This is a genomic window from Bhargavaea ginsengi (genome assembly GCF_900109165.1).
Lineage (GTDB): Bacteria > Bacillota > Bacilli > Bacillales_A > Planococcaceae > Bhargavaea > Bhargavaea ginsengi.
Genome location: NZ_FNZF01000001.1, coordinates 670,168 through 686,808, shown reverse-complemented (window position 1 = coordinate 686,808; position 16,641 = coordinate 670,168). Strand labels below are relative to the sequence as shown.

The following is a 16,641-nucleotide window of genomic DNA, read 5'->3' as shown; positions in this document are numbered from 1 at the left end:
GCACCGATGGCTTTTTGCATCAGGAACAATAGGAGGAACACTTTTGGAAAAGCTGGCTACGATTTTGGCAAAGATCTTATCTTACTTATGCATCATCGCATTGGCTTTACTGTCGGCCATCGTGTTGATCCAGGTTGTCTCGAGATTTTTCGATGTCTCGCTTCCTGCCACTGAAGAACTAGCAAGGCTGCTGATTGTGTGGCTGACGTTTTTGGGGTCAGCCTTGGCCATCCATGAAAAAATGCATTTGGGTGTCCGGTACTTTGTTAATTTGGCAAGTGAGCGGTATCAGCGCATCATCGATACGTTCATTTATGCACTGGTCGCCGTGCTGCTGGCCATCCTGGTCTTCTACGGCTTTAGTCTTTCGGTGACTGCGATTACGACAGCCTCCGCAACGATGCGGCTGCCGATGGCGGTTTTCTACCTGGCCATTCCGGTCAGCTCTCTGTTCGCGCTCTACTTTATCATTGTGCACATCCTGAAGCCGAATCAGGCTGAACAAAAGGAGGCGAGCTTATGATTGTCTCGATCCTGCTTGCCTTCTTCGCCCTCCTGTTCCTCGGGATGCCGATTGCGTTTACGATCGGTTTTGTGTCGGTCGGTGTATTGGTGATCAGCGGTGTCCCTCTTGAAGTCGTGATTCAGCGGTTGTTCGCAGGCGTGAACAACTTTTCTTATCTGGCGATTCCGCTGTTCATCCTTGCCGGAAATATCATGGGTGAAGGCGGCCTGACCAAGAGGCTGATGGTATTGGCCGATGCCATCGTCGGACGGTTTTCCGGAGGCCTCGGGATGACCGCAGTCGTCACGAGTGCGTTCTTCGGCACCGTGTCCGGGTCGACTGTCGCCACTACATATGCGGTGGGATCGGTGATTGTCCCGCGGATGAAAGAGCAGAAATACAGCAATTCGTTTATCGCCAGCATCATCGGACCTGCAGGGGTTCTTGGCCTGATCATACCGCCGAGCATCACGATGGTCATCCTCGGCGTGACCACGAACATTTCCATCGGCAAGCTGTTTATTGCCGGCTTTATCCCAGGAATTATCCTGACCGTCGCGCTTTGCATCTATGTGTCGTGGATGTCGAAGAAAAAAGGCTTTGGCGTCGTTGAGAATGCGCATGTGAGCGGGAAGGAATTCTGGTCGATCGTCAGGTCGGCGCTGCTTCCTCTGCTGTCCCCGGTCTTTATCCTCGGGGGGATTTTCAGCGGACTGGTTACGGCGACAGAGGCTGCGATCATTGCGGTCGTCTACGGATTCATTTTGGCAATGTTCTACGGTGAACTGAATATCAAGAAGTTCAAAGACATCATGGCAAACTCCGCTGTGACATCTGCGATTATCCTGATCATCATTTCCTTTGCGAGTGTGTTCACTTATGTGCTGACGGTGAACCGGCTGCCTGAAGTGATCTCCGACTTCTTCCTCGGGTTCGCTTCCACACCGCTCCAGTTCCTGCTGGTCGTCTCGGTCATCCTGCTGATCCTCGGCATGCTGACGGAAGTAACGTCGCTGATCATCCTGCTCGGCCCGATCTTTATGCCGATCGCGATGCAGTACGGCATCGACCCGATCCACTTCGGGATGGTCCTGATCATGAACTTCGCGCTGGCGAATATCACACCGCCTGTCGGGTTGTCCACGATTGCCGGCGTTAACGTTACGGATAGGAAAATGGGAATCGAGCACACCTTCCCGTATATCCTGCATGTCATTGCGATTGTGGCGGTGATGGTTCTACTGATCATCTTCGTGCCGCAGATCTCGACCGTGCTGCCGGGTCTGTTCGGGGAGTAAGTAAGGAGGATCCGTATGATTAAACAGGAACAAGAGAAAGAATTCATCGAGAAGCCGCGTGGCGGAGAAGGAAGCATGGAAATCTCCCGGATTGTCACAGCGGAAGACAAAGTTGATGGAATCGACCTGTTTGCACGGGTCACAGTCCACCCGCATTCGGCGATCGGTTACCATATCCATGAAGACGATTCCGAAGTGTACTATCTGTTAGAAGGAAAAGGTATCTTCAACGACAACGGAAAACGGGTGAACGTCAAAGCCGGTGATTTCTGTGTGATTCGAAAGGGGCAGGGACACGGCATCGAAAACCCGTATGACGAAAAGATTGAAATGATTGCAGTGGTTTTTTGATGGATTTCTGAAGTAGCGATGGATAGCCAAATGGCTGTCCATCTTTTTGTGTTGCAGGGACTTATTTACAATCCAGGACGGATGTCATTTCTTCATAATCAGATAGCACCATCTTCAATGTGGCAAATGAATCAAACGGTTCGGGCTACGAGGTGAAATTCCCGGTAACCGCTTTCATAATGGCGACTTCTGTATGATAGGCGGCGTTTCTTAAGTTCGATAAACTGTGAGAAAGTACTGTCAATTTAGAAGGGGAGAAGGGGAAAGCATGCTGAAAGTTACGAAGAAAGCCAGGGTTGCCGCCGTATTGGCGGGCACAATGGCACTTGGTATCGTCTTTGCAATGCCGGTGACAGCAGGAGGGGGAGCTGTGAACAAGCACTGGGACCGGCCGGGAGCGATGTCGCCGGTTCTGCATCCGGGTTCCGTTAAAGGTGCCGGAATGGTCCAGGCACCACTGGATTCGATTGATGGGGAAATCGGGCAAAGCATTGCGGACAGGACATTCCCGGGAGCGGTGGTGTTCGTGGCGAGGAACGGCCATGTCGTAAAGCATGAGGCATACGGACATTCGGCGCTTTACACGGATGATCAGTTCACGGAGATGGACGAGCCCGTCGCCATGACGGAAGAGACGATTTTCGACCTGGCTTCCATCAGCAAGATCTTCACGACGACCGCTGCAATGAAACTTTATGAGCAGGGGCTTTTCTCGCTGGATGATCCGGTCGCCGTGTACATCCCTGAGTTTGCGGACAACGGCAAGGAGGACGTGACGATCCGCCAGCTGATGACGCATACATCGGGATTTACTGCGTGGGTGCCGCTTTATAGCCAGGGTGATACCCGGGATGACCGGTTGGATATCGCCCACCGCCATCCGCTCGCCAATTCTCCTGGGACGAAGTACACGTACAGCGACCTGAATATGATCACACTTGGTTCCCTTGTGGAGCGGCTTTCCGGAAAGCGTCTGGACGAGTTCATCCAAGATGAAATCACGGGGCCGCTCGGGATGAAGGATACGATGTACAATCCGCCTGCAGAGCTGCAGCACAGGATCGCCGCAACCGAATACCAGCCTGCACTCGGCAGGGGCATCGTCTGGGGAAGTGTCCATGATGAAAACGCCTGGTCACTGGATGGTGTGGCGGGGCACGCCGGTGTGTTCTCGACGGCGACGGACCTTGCCAAGTTCGCGCATATGTTCCTGAATGACGGCCGGTACGGCGGCAAGCGGATCCTGAAGCCGGAGACGGTCCGCCTTCTCGAAGAAAACCAGATTCCGGGGTTCCCTGGCAATGATCACGGTCTTGGCTGGGAACTGAACCAGGGCTGGTACATGGATGCACTGGCTGATTCGGGTACGGCAGGACATACGGGCTATACCGGGACAAGCATCGCCGTGAGCAAGAAAAACCAGACGATCGCCATCTTATTGACGAACCGGGTCCATCCGTCGCGAAATACGATTTCACTTAATACGATCCGGCGTACGGTTGCCCGTCATGTGGCGGATGCCATTCCGGCGCCGCTCCCGAAGCATGACGAGATGTGGTTCTCGGGTTACGGGGACCAGCTGGACCGGACGCTTGGGTTCCAGTTGAACGATGAGGCTGCCGAGCTTTCGTTTGATTCCTGGCACCGCATTGAAGACGGATCTGACTTCGGCCGGGTGGAAGTCTCGGCTGACGGGGAGAACTGGACGGAACTCGCTTCCTTGACCGGCAACGGCGGGGGGGATATGGAGCGGGTGACGGCAGAACTGCCTGAAGGCACCGAGTTTGTCCGCTTCCGCTACGACACCGACGCGTCCGTTAACGGCCGGGGCTGGTATGTCGGGAACGTGTTGGCTGACGGGGAAGCTGTGGAGCCTGCCGGACATACCGAGGGTTGGGCTTTAAGAGATCATTAAGGGGGAATGAAGCATGACTAAGATGCGAAAGGTGTTGCTGCTGCCGTTTTTGGTCGCGGTGCTGATGGCGACATCAATAATGACAGGCGCGGGCACTGCAGGTGCTGCGGAAGAGCCGGACATTAAAGACGTGGTGATTCTCCAGAACGTGCCGGAGATCGGTCATGAAGCGGAAAACGGGGAGCTGCAGCTGACGGCTCTCCATGTGTACCAGGACGGACATTTCAAGAAAACGGACGGCCAAGTTTGGTCTTCTTCCAATCAAAACGTCGCGTCAGTGGATGCGGCAGGGAAGGTAACGGCAACCGGAAAGCCGGGGAGAACATGGATCACCGTGACGGACGGAACCAATTCCGACCGGATCGCAATCCATGCAAAGCCGGATCCGAAAGCGAGAGCGGGCAAGGGCAAGCCGCCTGTAAAGGTGACGATCGTCAAGGAAACCGGCGAGCGCTACAACATTGTGGACAACGCGATCCTCCAGATGACGATGGAGGAAAAGGTCGGGCAGATGCTTATGCCGGACTTCCGCAACTGGAACGGGGAAAACGTGACGGAAATGCTTCCTGAGATCGAACGTCTCGTGAAGGACTACCACCTCGGTGGCGTGATCCTCTTCCGCGAAAACGTCGTGACGACCGAGCAGACGACCCGCCTGGCTGATGCTTACCAGGCAGCCTCCGAAAAGTACGGGCTGTTCCTGACGATTGACCAGGAAGGCGGCATCGTGACGCGCCTGCAGTCGGGGACTGACATGCCGGGCAACATGGCACTTGGTGCAACCCGTTCCGAGGAACTGGCCTATGACACCGGACGGGTGATCGGCGAGGAACTGGCTTCCCTCGGCATCAACTTCGACCTGGCACCGGTGCTCGACATCAACAACAACCCGGACAACCCGGTGATCGGCGTCCGCTCGTTCGGGGAAGACCCTGAACTGGTCGCAGACCTCGGCACCGCTTATGTAAAGGGGCTCCAGGATACCGGCACGGCGGCGACGGCCAAGCACTTCCCGGGGCACGGGGACACGGCGGTCGACTCCCACCTCGGTCTGCCTGAAGTGCCGCATGACAAGGAGCGGCTGATGGAAGTCGAGCTGTACCCGTTCCAGCGGGCGATGGATGAAGGCATCGACGCCATCATGACGGCGCACGTGACCTTCCCGAAAATCGATGATACGAAAGTGATCTCCAAGAAAGACGGGCAGGAGATCCATGTTCCGGCCACGCTTTCTCACAAAGTGCTGACAGGGCTCATGAGAGAGGAAATGGGCTATGACGGGCTCATCATCACGGACGCCCTGAACATGCAGGCGATCGCCGATCACTTCGGTCCGGTTGACGCTGTCATCAAGGCAATCCAGGCGGGCACCGATATCGTACTGATGCCGGTTGGCCTTGAAACCGTCGCGAACGGCGTATATGACGCGGTCCGCTCCGGAGACATTTCCGAAGAACGCATCGAAGCATCCGTCGAGCGGATCCTGAAGCTGAAGCTTGAACGCGGTATCCTCAAGGAAGAAAACCCGCAGCCCGTTGAAGAAAAGATTGCGAACGCACTTGAGGTAGTCGGATCTGAAGAACATAAAGCTGTGGAACGTGCAGTGGCGGAACAGTCTGTAACACTCGTGAAAAACGAAGGCGTTCTGCCTCTCGCCCCAGATGCGGATGACCGGATTGTCGTCGTCGGCAACACGTATATCGATGATCTGTACAATGCAGTAAAGGCGAAGCATGACAACACGGTGCTGATCAAGGCCAGCGCGCCGCTGACGGAAGAACAGCTTGCACAGGTAAGGGAAGCGAAGGCAGTCATCGCCGGAACGGTCACATCCACCGTTTCCCAGCGTGATGCGGCCAGCGCGCAGATGCGGATGGTCAACCAGCTGATTACGGAAACCGACACATCGGTGATCGGCGTCGGCATCCGGAATCCGTATGACATCATGGCTTATCCGAATGCGGATGCCTACCTTGCTCAGTACAGCTTCCGTACAGCAAGCTTCAAGGCGACTACTTCCATCCTGTTCGGCGAGGTTGCGCCGTCAGGTACGCTGCCGATCACAATTCCTGGCGCTGACGGAGGGGTCCTTTACGGATTCGGACATGGATTGACTTACTGAGGGGGAGAGTTTCATTGAAAAAACGACTGATTGCTCTGCTGACTGCCATGCTCGTTCTGTCCACACTGACGGTCGCATTCGCCGACCATGACAAGGGCAACGGGAAATCGCAGGATCACAACAAGCACCGCAAAGGGCACGAAATCTCACTTGGAGTGGACGTGCTGCTGGACGAACAAAAGCATCTGATTGAAGGTAAGCGCGTCGGACTCATCACGAACCCGACCGGCGTCGATAAGGGCCTGAACAGCATCGTCGACCTGCTCCACAATGATCCGGACGTTGAACTGACGGCGCTGTATGGCCCTGAGCACGGTGTGCGCGGCGACGCGCAGGCAGGACAGTATGTTGAGTACTACATCGATGAAGTGACGGGCCTCCCGGTGTACAGCCTGTACGGCCAGACACGCAAGCCGACACCGGAAATGCTCGAGAATGTCGACGTGCTCGTCTTTGACATCCAGGACGTCGGCACCCGCTTCTACACGTACATCTACACGATGGCGCTCGCGATGGAAGCGGCTGAAGAACAGGACATACCTTTTATCGTGCTTGACCGTCCGAACCCGCTCGGCGGGGAGAAAGTTGAAGGGCCGGTCCTTGATCCGGAATTCGCGTCCTTTGTCGGACAGTACGCCATTCCGCTCCGCCACGGAATGACCGTCGGTGAACTCGCCAAACTGTTTAATGCAGAATTCGGCATCGGTGCGGAACTGACCGTCGTAGAAATGAAGAAATGGAAACGCAAATCGTACTTTGACGAAACAGGACTTCCATTCGTCCTGCCGTCCCCGAACATGCCGACACTGGAAACGGCCCTCGCCTATCCGGGCACCGCACTGATTGAAGGGACGAACGTTTCCGAAGGGAGAGGCACGACCAAACCGTTCGAACTCATCGGCGCACCGTTCATCAACAGCACCGAACTTGCGGCCGAACTGAACGCACTGGAACTCCCGGGCGTCAGCTTCCGCGCAGCGTCGTTCACGCCGATGTTCTCCAAGCATGCTGACACACTGTCCCACGGCATCCAGGTCCACATCACGGACCGTGACGACTACAAGCCGGTCGAAACCGGACTCCACATCGTCAAGACGATCCACGACCTGTATCCGGAAGACGTCACGCTCACCAGCTTCTTCGACAACCTGATCGGAAACGGCTGGATTCGCGAAGGCATCGAAAACGGCATGAGCGTTGAAGAAATGAAAGCGGAATGGGAAGAGGAACTGAAGGCATTCAAAGACGTAAGGAAGCGGTACTTGTTGTATTAAGAAGATAAAAAGCAGGCAGGGGAATCGAAATCCCTGCCTGCTTTTTATGTGTGAATGATTACCGAGCCGTTAGGGATCATTACAAATCGGGCCGGAATCCTAATGAGGGATAAACAGTTTCTTGCCAATTCATCCGGCGGGGGCACTGACTCGGTTCACCGTTGTTTCCTGGTGTTTTTGAAATCTTGTTTTTGAGCGTTACCGTGCTTTACCGGCAGTGAGTAATGTCGCAATTTGTCTAAAAGAAATTATTGTCTAGTGTTAATCAGAGGGAGTAAAATAGACTTATTGAATTTACATTAAATTGAATATTAATAGTTTTATATTCTTCTTTGTCGTACAGGAGAGATGCCGGAATGTGGGAAGGGCTTAAAATCATCGAAACGGGTTGGAGAGCAGATGGACTTTTTATCGTAGTCTTGGGAGGCGTGAAGCGTTCGCTGCTTGAAAGTGAAAACGCGAATGAATATGCCCGCGTGATCGCGGAACGGAGACGCTGTAAAACGTCTGTGACGGCTGAACCGGTTATAGCTTCGGAGGGCATGCCTCCTTTCAGGCGCACGTATTGTTTTGCGGAATGATCCTGCATACCCGAAATCCGGGTAATGCTTGCGCAGGGCGGTGAAAAATCTGGTTTTGCCGCTTCCCAACATGGGAATAGAACGGTTATTAAGCACCACTTTGGAGGTAACGCCAAGTTTGGAACATTCTATCGAATATCAGATGTTCTCCAACGAGCTTTCACGATTATATATAGATTTGGAACAATGCCGGGACGCTGAAATGAAAATGCAGATCTCCGAGGATATTGACTTGCTGGAGCGTGCAATCAGCGCATTACAATGATCGTTTCATAACGGTCTTTTTTTCTGCCCTGGTGCGCATATAGAGAGAAGAAATGGAGAGCGAAAAGGGGACGTGGGGAATGGAAACGAGAACACAGGGTTTAAGCGAGTTTTGCGGACAACGGCTGATCCGGCAGGAAAAGGAGCTCAAACGGCTTCGGACGCTCGTTTATAAAGATGAACTGACTGGCCTGATGAATTACCGGGCATTCAGGGAAGGAATGGGAAAACTGCTGGGGGAGGACGATGCATATGGCCTCATCTATCTGGACCTGGACCAATTCAAGGAAGTGAATGACACCTTCGGACATCTTGCCGGGGACCGGCTCCTCAGGGAAGTGGCAGGCGCTCTTAATCGTGCAGCCGGATCGCTTGCGCAGGTGTATCGGCTTGGTGGAGATGAATTTGCACTGATTGTAACTGCTGCCGAACAACTTCATACTGTCCGGGAGCGGGTCTTGACCGAATTCGAACAAGCTGAAAACCTGGAAATCAAAGGTCTGCGAGTCAGTGCATCAGTCGGCACAGCACAATTTCCTGAAGACGGCAGGACTTATGACGAGATGCTCGGATCTGCGGATTGTTGTATGTACGCCGATAAATACCGGAGAAAAGCCGGGATGACGACGGAAACTTTTTAAAGTGTATAAATGCAAGTGGCGGGCGGTACTCATCAGAGTGCCGCTTTCTTGTGAACTGCCGGTTTAAATACGTCCAGAATCCGCATAATAAGCCCAACGACTTTGATGGAGGCGAGCAGCCATGACTAAACCGCTTCCGGTTTGTATCGAATGCGGCAAAGAGTTTGATCCCGGACAGTCTGCGGAACCTGACCGCTGCCCTGACTGCACCACACCGGATGAGGTAGCCAACCCGACAGGCGGGCCGAGTACTTACATCGAGGATCCGCATGATACCCAGCCGCCAGACCCGTATGACCCGAACCCTGACGATCTGGAGCCTAAGGATTACGAGGAAGACGTGGAGTAGAAGGTAGGTTCACATAAAAAGAAGAAGAAAGCAAAAACGGTGATGCAGAAACGCATCGCCGTTTTTGGTGTGCAACAAAATGGGCAGGCATCCAGATCGCTGGGCCATTTTATATGGTTTGTCCGGATGCGGTGATTGCCGAGCTGATGTCCCGTGCGGTCTCCCGCAGCATTTCCAGGTATGTGCCCCTCAGTTCTTCTTTGCTGACGCGGCCAGCATGAGCCGAGCAGTTGATGGCCGCGATGACTTTTCCGTTTACGAGAATCGGAACAGCAATGGAACGCAGTCCTTCCTCCAATTGCTGATCCACCCCTGCCCATCCCCGATTTTTTACTTCTCCAAGCTCTTTTTTCAGAAACTCCCGGTCAGTAATCGTATTTGAAGTGAATCCTTCAAATGGGATGTCCTTCAGAAGTTCTTCCAACTTAACTTCCGGCTGATGGGCCAGAAGGATATGGCCCATTGAGGTGGCATAGGCAGGGAGCCGGGATCCGACGTCCAGGTTGATCCGCATGATCCGTTTGGCCTGGACACGGGCTACATACACGATCTCATTTCCGTCCAGGACGGATACGGAACAGGACTCACCGGTTTTGTCCGTGAATTCCCGCATGAACGGCTGAGCGAGTGACCAGACATTTTTGGAGGACAGATAGGCGTAGCCGAGGGTGAGCGTGCGTGCGGTAAGTGAGTAGATGCCATTAGCGGATTCCGCAAAACCGAGTGCCTCCAATGTCAGAAGGATGCGCCGCACTGCCGGGCGTGACAGGCTCGTCGCCGCTGCAGCCTGACTGACCGTGAGCTGCGGGGTATCGGCCGAAAATGCCTGTATGACCATTAGCCCACGCTCTAAAGACTGAATATAGTCCTTACTTTCTCTGAAATTTTTAGAATCTTGCATTGACAAAGTAATGTCTCCTTCCTATAATGAAAACAAGTTGTACGAGAAACGTAATCATGTACGAAAATCGTACAACAAGTTATTTCTTTTTTCAACCACATTCTTTTGTAAACGCTTTATGCAAGCGCTTTTAATGGGTTTGCATCCTGCTAGTGGAACCTTTGTCGCGACTATAAGACCAATAAGCTAATTTAAAAGGAGAGATTGAAATGGCAAATGTAACTGAAACTGCAGTCAACAACCGTGTCGTCGAGGTATACGATCTTTTCGTCAAGCACATGAAAGAGTTTTTGGCGGAAGCCAACCTGAACCACGAAGAGTACACGAACTTTGTGAACTGGGCGGACCGCCTCGGCCGCTCCGGAGAGATCCCGCTCTACCTGGATGTTTTCGTTGAGACCTATGTCCTTCAGGCAAAGTACAAAGATCTTCCTGGCACGGAGCCTTCCCTCCTCGGGCCTTACTGGACAGAAGGTTCGCCGCTCGTAGAAGGCAAGCCGGCGAAAATTAACATGCGTGAAGACGAGCCGGGCGAAAAACTGCGTTTCAAAGGGAATGTTTCCGATGTCAACGGCAAGAAGCTTGCCAACGCGAAAGTCGAGTGGTGGCAGGATGATGCGAGCGGTTACTACTCCAACTTTGATTCGGATGCTCCCGACTTCAACCTCCGCAGCCATTTCTACACAGATGAAAACGGCGACTTCGAAGTGGAGTCAATCCTGCCGATTCCTTACTCGATCCCGACTGACGGGCCGACAGGGGAGTTCACGCGTGCCGCGGGCTACCATTCGTTCCGTCCGGCGCACATCCACATGAAATTCGAGCACGAAGGCTATGAAACGCTGATCACTCAGGTGTTCTTCGAAGGTGACGAGTGGCTTGAGACAGATGTCGCACGCGGCGTCCGCCAATCCCTCATGACGAAGCTCGTTGACAAAGGGGATTACAAAGAAGCTGAGCTTGATTTCGTACTCCGCTTCGACAACTAATCAAAACAAGAAAGGGGGACATTCCAGCCGGATGCCCTCTTTCTTTTTAGACTTAGTGGTACGCTTAGCGATATAATGTACATTATACGTACAATATAAAAGAGGTGACAAAATGGAATTCTATCAGGTCAATGTAAACGGGAACGCCATCCAAGTGGCGGATCATGCCGGGGAAAAAGGGACCATCATCGCCATCCACGGCCTTACGGGCAATCACCGGAACCTTCAATACTATATCGACCGGTTCAAGGGCGACTACCGGGTCGTCGCCGTCGATCTCAGGGGACGCGGAAATTCCGCGGCACTGGAAAGGGAGCCTTCAATCTTCAATCATGCAGAAGATATTGTTGGGCTGATTAAAGAATTGGGGATTGAAAATCCGATTTTGATGGGCTATTCGATGGGAGCGTTTATCTCGGCGATCGTGGGCAGCCGTCTTGGTTCCGTGAAAGGCGTGATTTTGCTCGATGGTGCTGCGGAAATGTCCGACCACCAGCGGGGCATTGTGGAACCGTCCCTCGGCAGGATCAGCAAGGCTTACGATTCGCAGGAAGCGTATGTGTCGGAAATCCAAAGAATCTACGGAAATCTCGGCATTACCTGGTCGGATGAGATTGCGAAGACTGCCGCCTATGAGGTTGGTGAGAAGGACGGCCACTGGGAAAACAAGTCTGACGAAGCCGGCATCCGTGCCGATTTCGACAGCTTCTACACATTCGATCCGCAGGAAATCGGTTCGAAGATCAGCTGCTCGGTTCTGCTTGTCTATGCTTCCGGCGCAATCGGCCAGATGCCGCCGCTGTTCCTGGAAGAGCATTACGACAAGACCAAGTCGGCCATCCGGGATCTGGACGTGATCGAGACAGATGCGAATCACTACACACTCGTGTTTGAAGACCGTCCGGAAGTGAATCAGGCTATCAAGACGTTTTTGGGGAAATTGGGGAGTGCCTAAGTGCATCCCTTTCTATCGGTTGAAATGGAGGGCTGATCAATGAGCGAAGCATTGGAGTATTTCAAAAAGGTTTATGACACCGTACCGGGCTGGGTTCAGAAGATGCATGACTACAGTCCGGAGGTGCTCGATACATACACCGGCATCCGCGGGGAAATCATGCAGGACGGCGCGCTGTCCCGCAAGGAAAAAGATGTGCTGATTGCCGGCATGAACGCTGCGCGGCTTTATCCCCGGAGCATGGTGTACCACACAAAGGGGGCCGTCGATTTCGGCAGTTCTGTACCGGAAATTGTGGAGTATTTCCTGACGGCCTTCCTATATAAAGGCGACCGGGCGTTTGAAACCGCCCTGGAAGCGATCCGCTATGCGCTTGAGCTGAACGGGAAAACCGTTCCGGAAACAGATGGGATGAGTACGGCAAGGCTGCTCCGTGTCGTAATCGGGTGGCTTGAAGGCCAAGATACTTCCTATCTGGAGGAAGCTGCTGCTGTGATCGAAGCTGGCGATTGGCAGGCAATCGAGGAGAAGGTGCTCGCGGACGGGCTTGTGCCTGCACGGCTCAAGCTGCTCAATATGGTCGGAAACCATATTGTTGAACTGGACGGAAATGGTGCGGTGCAGTGGATGGAGCGCGCACGGCAGGCGGGCGCCACGGAGGCGGAACTCGCCGATGTCGGCTACATCTGCATTTTGACTGCGGGAATCCCGGCCTGGTTCGAGTTGAGCGATTCGCTGAAGGCATCGGCAGAAACAAAGTCGGAGGGATAAACGATGACAAAACGAAAGCAAAGCGCGGCAGAAGCGCTTGAAGGTGTGAAGTCCGGGGATACGATCCTTGTTGGCGGATTCGGCCTGATCGGCGCGCCGCTCACGCTTATTGAAGAACTGACCGAGAAGGATGTCAGCGGGCTGACGATCGTCTCCAACAACCTGGGGGAATCGGGCAAGGGCCTCGGCAAGCTGCTGAACCAGGGCAAGATCAAAAAAGGCATCGGTTCGTATTTCACGAGCAACCGGGATGTCGGCGACAAGTACCAGGCGGGCGAGATTGAACTGGAATTGCTGCCTCAGGGAACACTTGCCGAATCGATCCGTGCCGGTGGAGCGGGCCTCGGCGGCTATTACACGACGACCGGAGTCGGGACGGCGCTGGCGGAAGGCAAGGAAGAGCGTGAAATCGATGGCGTGCCGTACATTTTCGAGAAGGCGATCCGCGGAGATGTCGCGCTGATCCGCGCACACAAGGCGGACACGCTCGGCAATCTCGTTTATTACAAGACGGCGCGAAACTTCAACCCGCTTATGGCGACGGCTGCCAAGATAGTCATCGTGGAAGTGGATGAAATCGTCGAACCGGGCGAGCTGAATCCGGAAGAAGTTGTCACGCCCCATCTGTTCGTCGATGCCATCATTGAGGCCAAGCAGGTGCTGACGAAGGAAGGAGTGGTGAGCGTATGACGACGATGACAAAACAGGAAATCCAACATATGATTGCCGAGCGCGTGGCTAAGGAACTCAAAGGACCAATGAGCGTGAACCTCGGCATCGGCATTCCGACGCTTGTCGCCGAATACATGGAAGACGACAGCATCCATCTTCATACGGAAAACGGACTGCTCGGCGTCACTGATGTGGAAGAGGAAGATATTGATCCTAACCTCGTGAATGCCGGGAAGCTGCCGGTCGGCGAGGCAGTCGGAGCCGCATATTTCAACAGTTCCGAGTCGTTCGCCATGATCCGCGGCGGCCATGTCGATGCAGCCATCCTCGGCGCACTGCAGGTGGACGAGCACGGCGTGATCGCCAACTGGGCGGTGCCGGGCAAGAACATCATGGGTGTCGGGGGCGCGATGGACCTGCTTGTCGGGGCGAAGAAAGTCTACATCACGATGACCCACACGTCCAAGGACGGCTCGCCGAAACTGCTAAAAGAATGCACGTACCCGATCACGTCGACGCGCAGCGTAGATATGATCTTTACGGAGCTGGCGGTATTCGAAGTGACGGAAGACAAGCAGCTCCGTTTGGTCGAACTGATGCCGGGCGCGACGATCGAAGAAGTACGCGGAAAGACGGAAGCGGCATTTATTGAGTGAAGAGGGGGCAGTTGAAATGAACATCCAATCGGTTCATGTGGCTATTCTGGACCTTCCGACGATCAGGCCCCACCAACTCGCGATGCATACGATCACTGAACAGGCGGTGGTCGTGGCACGGGTTAGGGACGAGGAAGGCCGAGAAGGCTGGTCGGAAATTGCGACAATCGGAGGGGCTTCATACGGCGAGTCCACTCCGGAAGCGATCAAGGCGAATATCGATACGTATCTCACGCCGCATGTGATCGGGCAGGACCCGATCCGCTTCGGCAAGATCATGCACGACATTTCGGTGCATGTCCGCGGCAACCTGCATGCGAAGGCATTGGTCGAGAGCGCGATTGTCGATTTGGCCGCGCGCCAGCGGAACATCCCGGCGTACGAGCTGTTCGGCGGCAAGATCCATGACGGCCTGCCGGTCGCGTGGACACTGGCAAGCGGAGACACCGGCAAGGACATCGAGGAAGCCAAAGAGTTCCTTCGTCAGAAGCGGCACAATATCTTCAAGCTGAAGATCGGCAAGGGCGATCCGATGAAAAACGTCGGGCATGTCCTTGAAATCCAGAAGGCGGTAGCCGATCAGGCAAGGCTCACGGTCGATGTGAACCAGGCGTGGGATGAAGACACGGCCAACCAATGCATCCCGATTCTCCAGGATGGCGGCATCTCGATGATCGAACAGCCGCTTCCGGGTTGGAACCATGAAGGGATGGCGCGTCTTGCCGACCGTTACCGGGTTCCGATCCTCGCCGACGAAGGCGCGACATCGATCCAGGAAATCTTCCATATCGCCAAGCACCGTGCCGGCAACTCGATCGCACTCAAAGTCGGCAAGACAGGCGGCCTCACCGCGGTCAAGCAGGCAGCCGGCATCGCGGAAGCTGCCGGTCTCGGCCTGTACGGCGGAACGATGATCGAGTCGGACCTCGGCACGGCGATGACAGTCCAGCTGTATTCGACGATGCCGCCGATGAAGTTCGGCACCGAACTGTTCGGGCCGCTTTTGTTCAAGGACTCCATCACGACAAACCGGGTCGAGTTCAGGGACTTTAACGTAATCGTTCCGGACGGTCCCGGCTTTGGCGTCGATGTCGACCATGAAAAAGTGGAGCATTACTCACGTGAAAAAGGAGTGCTTGCATGAAGAACGCAGTCATCATCGATTCCGTCCGTACGGCGGTCGGAAAACTGGGCGGCTCGCTCGGAAATGTGCCGGCGAACTACCTGGCGGCACACGTCATGGAGGCGCTGATCGAACGGACGGGCATCGATAAAGAGATCGTGGAAGAAGTCATCCTCGGACAGGCCAAGCAAAGCGCGGATGAGTCGAACCTTGCGCGTCTTGCGCTGCTCCGGGCGGGTATTCCGGCTAGCGTGCCGGGTTATACCGTCCACCGCCAGTGCGGTTCGGGCGTGCAGGCGGTCAACTCCGCCGCCCAGCAGATCGGCATGGGCCTGAGCGATGTCATCATCGCAGGCGGTGCAGAGTCGATGAGCACCGCGCCGTATTATGTGAGCGGTGTGCGCTTTGGTGTGAAGGCCGGAAACACGGTGCTGAAAGACCCGAACACGGAAAGCCAGCCGGGTTCCCAGCCTTTCGAGGAATTCGGCAACCTGAACATGGGCACGACGGCAGAAAACGTAGCAGAAAAGTACGGCATCACACGTGAGCAACAGGACGAATTCGCCCTGCTCAGTCAAGAGCGTACCGCGGCTGCAATCCGGGAGGGACGGTTTGAGGAACAAATCATCCCGTATGCCGTCCAGGAACGCAAGCAGACAATCGACTTCAAGATGGACGAGCACCCGAGGGAAACGAGCCTCGAGAAGCTCGCCAAGCTGAAGCCGGTCTTCAAGGAAGGCGGCACGGTCACCGCGGGCAACGCCAGCGGCCGGAACGACGGCGCTGCGGCACTGCTTGTCATGAGCGAAGAAGCGGCGGAGCAGCACGGCCTCACACCGAAAGCCCGCATCGTGGCACAGGCATCTTCCGGATGCGCGCCGGATCTCATGGGCATGGGGCCGGTCGGCGCGACGCAGAAAGCCTTGCGCCAGGCAGGCCTCACGGTCGCGGACCTTGATGTCATCGAGCTGAACGAGGCATTCGCCGCCCAGGCGGTCGCCTGCATCAATGAACTTGGCCTCGATATCGAGAAGGTCAACCCGAACGGCGGTGCCATCGCCCTCGGCCACCCGATCGGCGCGACCGGCGCGATCCTTCTGACGAAGGTGCTGCATGAACTCGAGCGCACCGGCGGCCGCTACGGCCTCGTCACGCTCTGCATCGCAGGCGGCATGGGAATTGCGACGATTGTGGAGAATTTGAAGGCTCAATGAATAGACCAGGTGAGAAAGAACTAATTTCTCACCTGGTTTTATTTATTGGGAGGGCAGAAG

The 16,641-nt window shown here is 54.8% G+C and carries 16 protein-coding genes; 15 read left to right on the top strand and 1 reads right to left on the bottom strand.

Annotated features, from left to right (window positions below):
* Positions 1–43 precede the first annotated feature (43 nt).
* The 8 genes from BMX91_RS03270 to BMX91_RS03230 all read left to right on the top strand — a co-directional run bounded on the left by BMX91_RS03270 (position 44) and on the right by BMX91_RS03230 (position 9,300).
* Complete coding sequence (locus tag BMX91_RS03270) at positions 44–523, top strand: TRAP transporter small permease (RefSeq protein ID WP_092049901.1); 480 nt, start codon at positions 44–46, stop codon at positions 521–523.
* The gene (locus BMX91_RS03265) at positions 520–1,803 is read left to right on the top strand and encodes a TRAP transporter large permease (protein ID WP_092049900.1); all 1,284 of its coding nucleotides are present in this window, start codon (positions 520–522) and stop codon (positions 1,801–1,803) included. The genes BMX91_RS03270 and BMX91_RS03265 overlap by 4 nt, the downstream gene beginning before the upstream one ends.
* A 15-nt stretch (positions 1,804–1,818) precedes the next feature.
* On the top strand, positions 1,819–2,154 hold the full coding sequence (locus tag BMX91_RS03260; RefSeq protein ID WP_092049898.1) for a cupin domain-containing protein: 336 nt from the start codon (positions 1,819–1,821) through the stop codon (positions 2,152–2,154).
* A 268-nt stretch (positions 2,155–2,422) separates the two neighbouring features.
* Entirely contained in the window at positions 2,423–4,069 is a 1,647-nt protein-coding gene (locus tag BMX91_RS03255; protein WP_092049896.1) for a serine hydrolase domain-containing protein, read from the top strand.
* 13 nt (positions 4,070–4,082) lie between these two features.
* Positions 4,083–6,191, top strand: a complete 2,109-nt coding sequence (locus BMX91_RS03250) for a glycoside hydrolase family 3 protein (RefSeq protein ID WP_092049894.1) — start codon at positions 4,083–4,085, stop codon at positions 6,189–6,191.
* 14 nt (positions 6,192–6,205) lie between these two features.
* Positions 6,206–7,465 (top strand): exo-beta-N-acetylmuramidase NamZ family protein, encoded by a 1,260-nt coding sequence (locus BMX91_RS03245; RefSeq protein WP_092049892.1) that lies wholly within the window; start codon positions 6,206–6,208, stop codon positions 7,463–7,465.
* 925 nt (positions 7,466–8,390) lie between these two features.
* Positions 8,391–8,951: a GGDEF domain-containing protein gene (locus BMX91_RS03235; protein ID WP_177168244.1), complete on the top strand. Its 561-nt coding sequence runs from the start codon at positions 8,391–8,393 to the stop codon at positions 8,949–8,951.
* Between the two features lie 121 nt (positions 8,952–9,072).
* Positions 9,073–9,300 (top strand): hypothetical protein, encoded by a 228-nt coding sequence (locus BMX91_RS03230; protein WP_092049886.1) that lies wholly within the window; start codon positions 9,073–9,075, stop codon positions 9,298–9,300.
* A 109-nt stretch (positions 9,301–9,409) separates the two neighbouring features.
* Here BMX91_RS03230 and BMX91_RS03225 read toward each other — a convergent pair whose 3' ends face one another.
* On the bottom strand, positions 9,410–10,201 hold the full coding sequence (locus BMX91_RS03225; RefSeq protein ID WP_092049884.1) for an IclR family transcriptional regulator domain-containing protein: 792 nt from the start codon (positions 10,199–10,201) through the stop codon (positions 9,410–9,412).
* A gap of 209 nt (positions 10,202–10,410) precedes the next feature.
* On the opposite strand from BMX91_RS03225, the gene BMX91_RS03220 reads away from it, so the two are divergent.
* From BMX91_RS03220 to BMX91_RS03190, 7 genes are all read left to right on the top strand, one after another.
* Positions 10,411–11,190: a dioxygenase family protein gene (locus BMX91_RS03220; RefSeq protein ID WP_092049882.1), complete on the top strand. Its 780-nt coding sequence runs from the start codon at positions 10,411–10,413 to the stop codon at positions 11,188–11,190.
* Between the two features lie 112 nt (positions 11,191–11,302).
* The gene (locus BMX91_RS03215; RefSeq protein ID WP_092049880.1) at positions 11,303–12,145 is read left to right on the top strand and encodes an alpha/beta fold hydrolase; all 843 of its coding nucleotides are present in this window, start codon (positions 11,303–11,305) and stop codon (positions 12,143–12,145) included.
* Between the two features lie 39 nt (positions 12,146–12,184).
* A complete protein-coding gene (locus BMX91_RS03210) occupies positions 12,185–12,916 on the top strand; it encodes a carboxymuconolactone decarboxylase family protein (protein ID WP_092049878.1) in 732 nt (243 codons plus the stop codon).
* A 3-nt stretch (positions 12,917–12,919) separates the two neighbouring features.
* On the top strand, positions 12,920–13,606 hold the full coding sequence (locus BMX91_RS03205; protein WP_092049876.1) for a CoA transferase subunit A: 687 nt from the start codon (positions 12,920–12,922) through the stop codon (positions 13,604–13,606).
* The gene (locus BMX91_RS03200) at positions 13,603–14,244 is read left to right on the top strand and encodes a 3-oxoacid CoA-transferase subunit B (RefSeq protein WP_092049873.1); all 642 of its coding nucleotides are present in this window, start codon (positions 13,603–13,605) and stop codon (positions 14,242–14,244) included. Before BMX91_RS03205 ends, BMX91_RS03200 begins: the two co-directional genes overlap by 4 nt.
* A 16-nt stretch (positions 14,245–14,260) precedes the next feature.
* A complete protein-coding gene (locus tag BMX91_RS03195; protein WP_092049872.1) occupies positions 14,261–15,388 on the top strand; it encodes a muconate cycloisomerase family protein in 1,128 nt (375 codons plus the stop codon).
* Positions 15,385–16,581, top strand: coding sequence for a thiolase family protein (locus BMX91_RS03190; RefSeq protein WP_092049870.1), 1,197 nt, complete (start codon positions 15,385–15,387; stop codon positions 16,579–16,581). Before BMX91_RS03195 ends, BMX91_RS03190 begins: the two co-directional genes overlap by 4 nt.
* Positions 16,582–16,641: the final 60 nt, after the last annotated feature.

Coding starts and splice junctions, on each gene's coding strand:
- BMX91_RS03205 (WP_092049876.1), top strand. CDS start 12,920: ATGACAAAACGAAAGCAAAGCGCGGCAGAAGCGCTTGAAGGTGTGAAG.
- BMX91_RS03250 (WP_092049894.1), top strand. CDS start 4,083: ATGACTAAGATGCGAAAGGTGTTGCTGCTGCCGTTTTTGGTCGCGGTG.
- BMX91_RS03265 (WP_092049900.1), top strand. CDS start 520: ATGATTGTCTCGATCCTGCTTGCCTTCTTCGCCCTCCTGTTCCTCGGG.
- BMX91_RS03235 (WP_177168244.1), top strand. CDS start 8,391: ATGGAAACGAGAACACAGGGTTTAAGCGAGTTTTGCGGACAACGGCTG.
- BMX91_RS03255 (WP_092049896.1), top strand. CDS start 2,423: ATGCTGAAAGTTACGAAGAAAGCCAGGGTTGCCGCCGTATTGGCGGGC.
- BMX91_RS03195 (WP_092049872.1), top strand. CDS start 14,261: ATGAACATCCAATCGGTTCATGTGGCTATTCTGGACCTTCCGACGATC.
- BMX91_RS03210 (WP_092049878.1), top strand. CDS start 12,185: ATGAGCGAAGCATTGGAGTATTTCAAAAAGGTTTATGACACCGTACCG.
- BMX91_RS03220 (WP_092049882.1), top strand. CDS start 10,411: ATGGCAAATGTAACTGAAACTGCAGTCAACAACCGTGTCGTCGAGGTA.
- BMX91_RS03225 (WP_092049884.1), bottom strand. CDS start 10,201: ATGCAAGATTCTAAAAATTTCAGAGAAAGTAAGGACTATATTCAGTCT.
- BMX91_RS03260 (WP_092049898.1), top strand. CDS start 1,819: ATGATTAAACAGGAACAAGAGAAAGAATTCATCGAGAAGCCGCGTGGC.
- BMX91_RS03190 (WP_092049870.1), top strand. CDS start 15,385: ATGAAGAACGCAGTCATCATCGATTCCGTCCGTACGGCGGTCGGAAAA.
- BMX91_RS03215 (WP_092049880.1), top strand. CDS start 11,303: ATGGAATTCTATCAGGTCAATGTAAACGGGAACGCCATCCAAGTGGCG.
- BMX91_RS03200 (WP_092049873.1), top strand. CDS start 13,603: ATGACGACGATGACAAAACAGGAAATCCAACATATGATTGCCGAGCGC.
- BMX91_RS03230 (WP_092049886.1), top strand. CDS start 9,073: ATGACTAAACCGCTTCCGGTTTGTATCGAATGCGGCAAAGAGTTTGAT.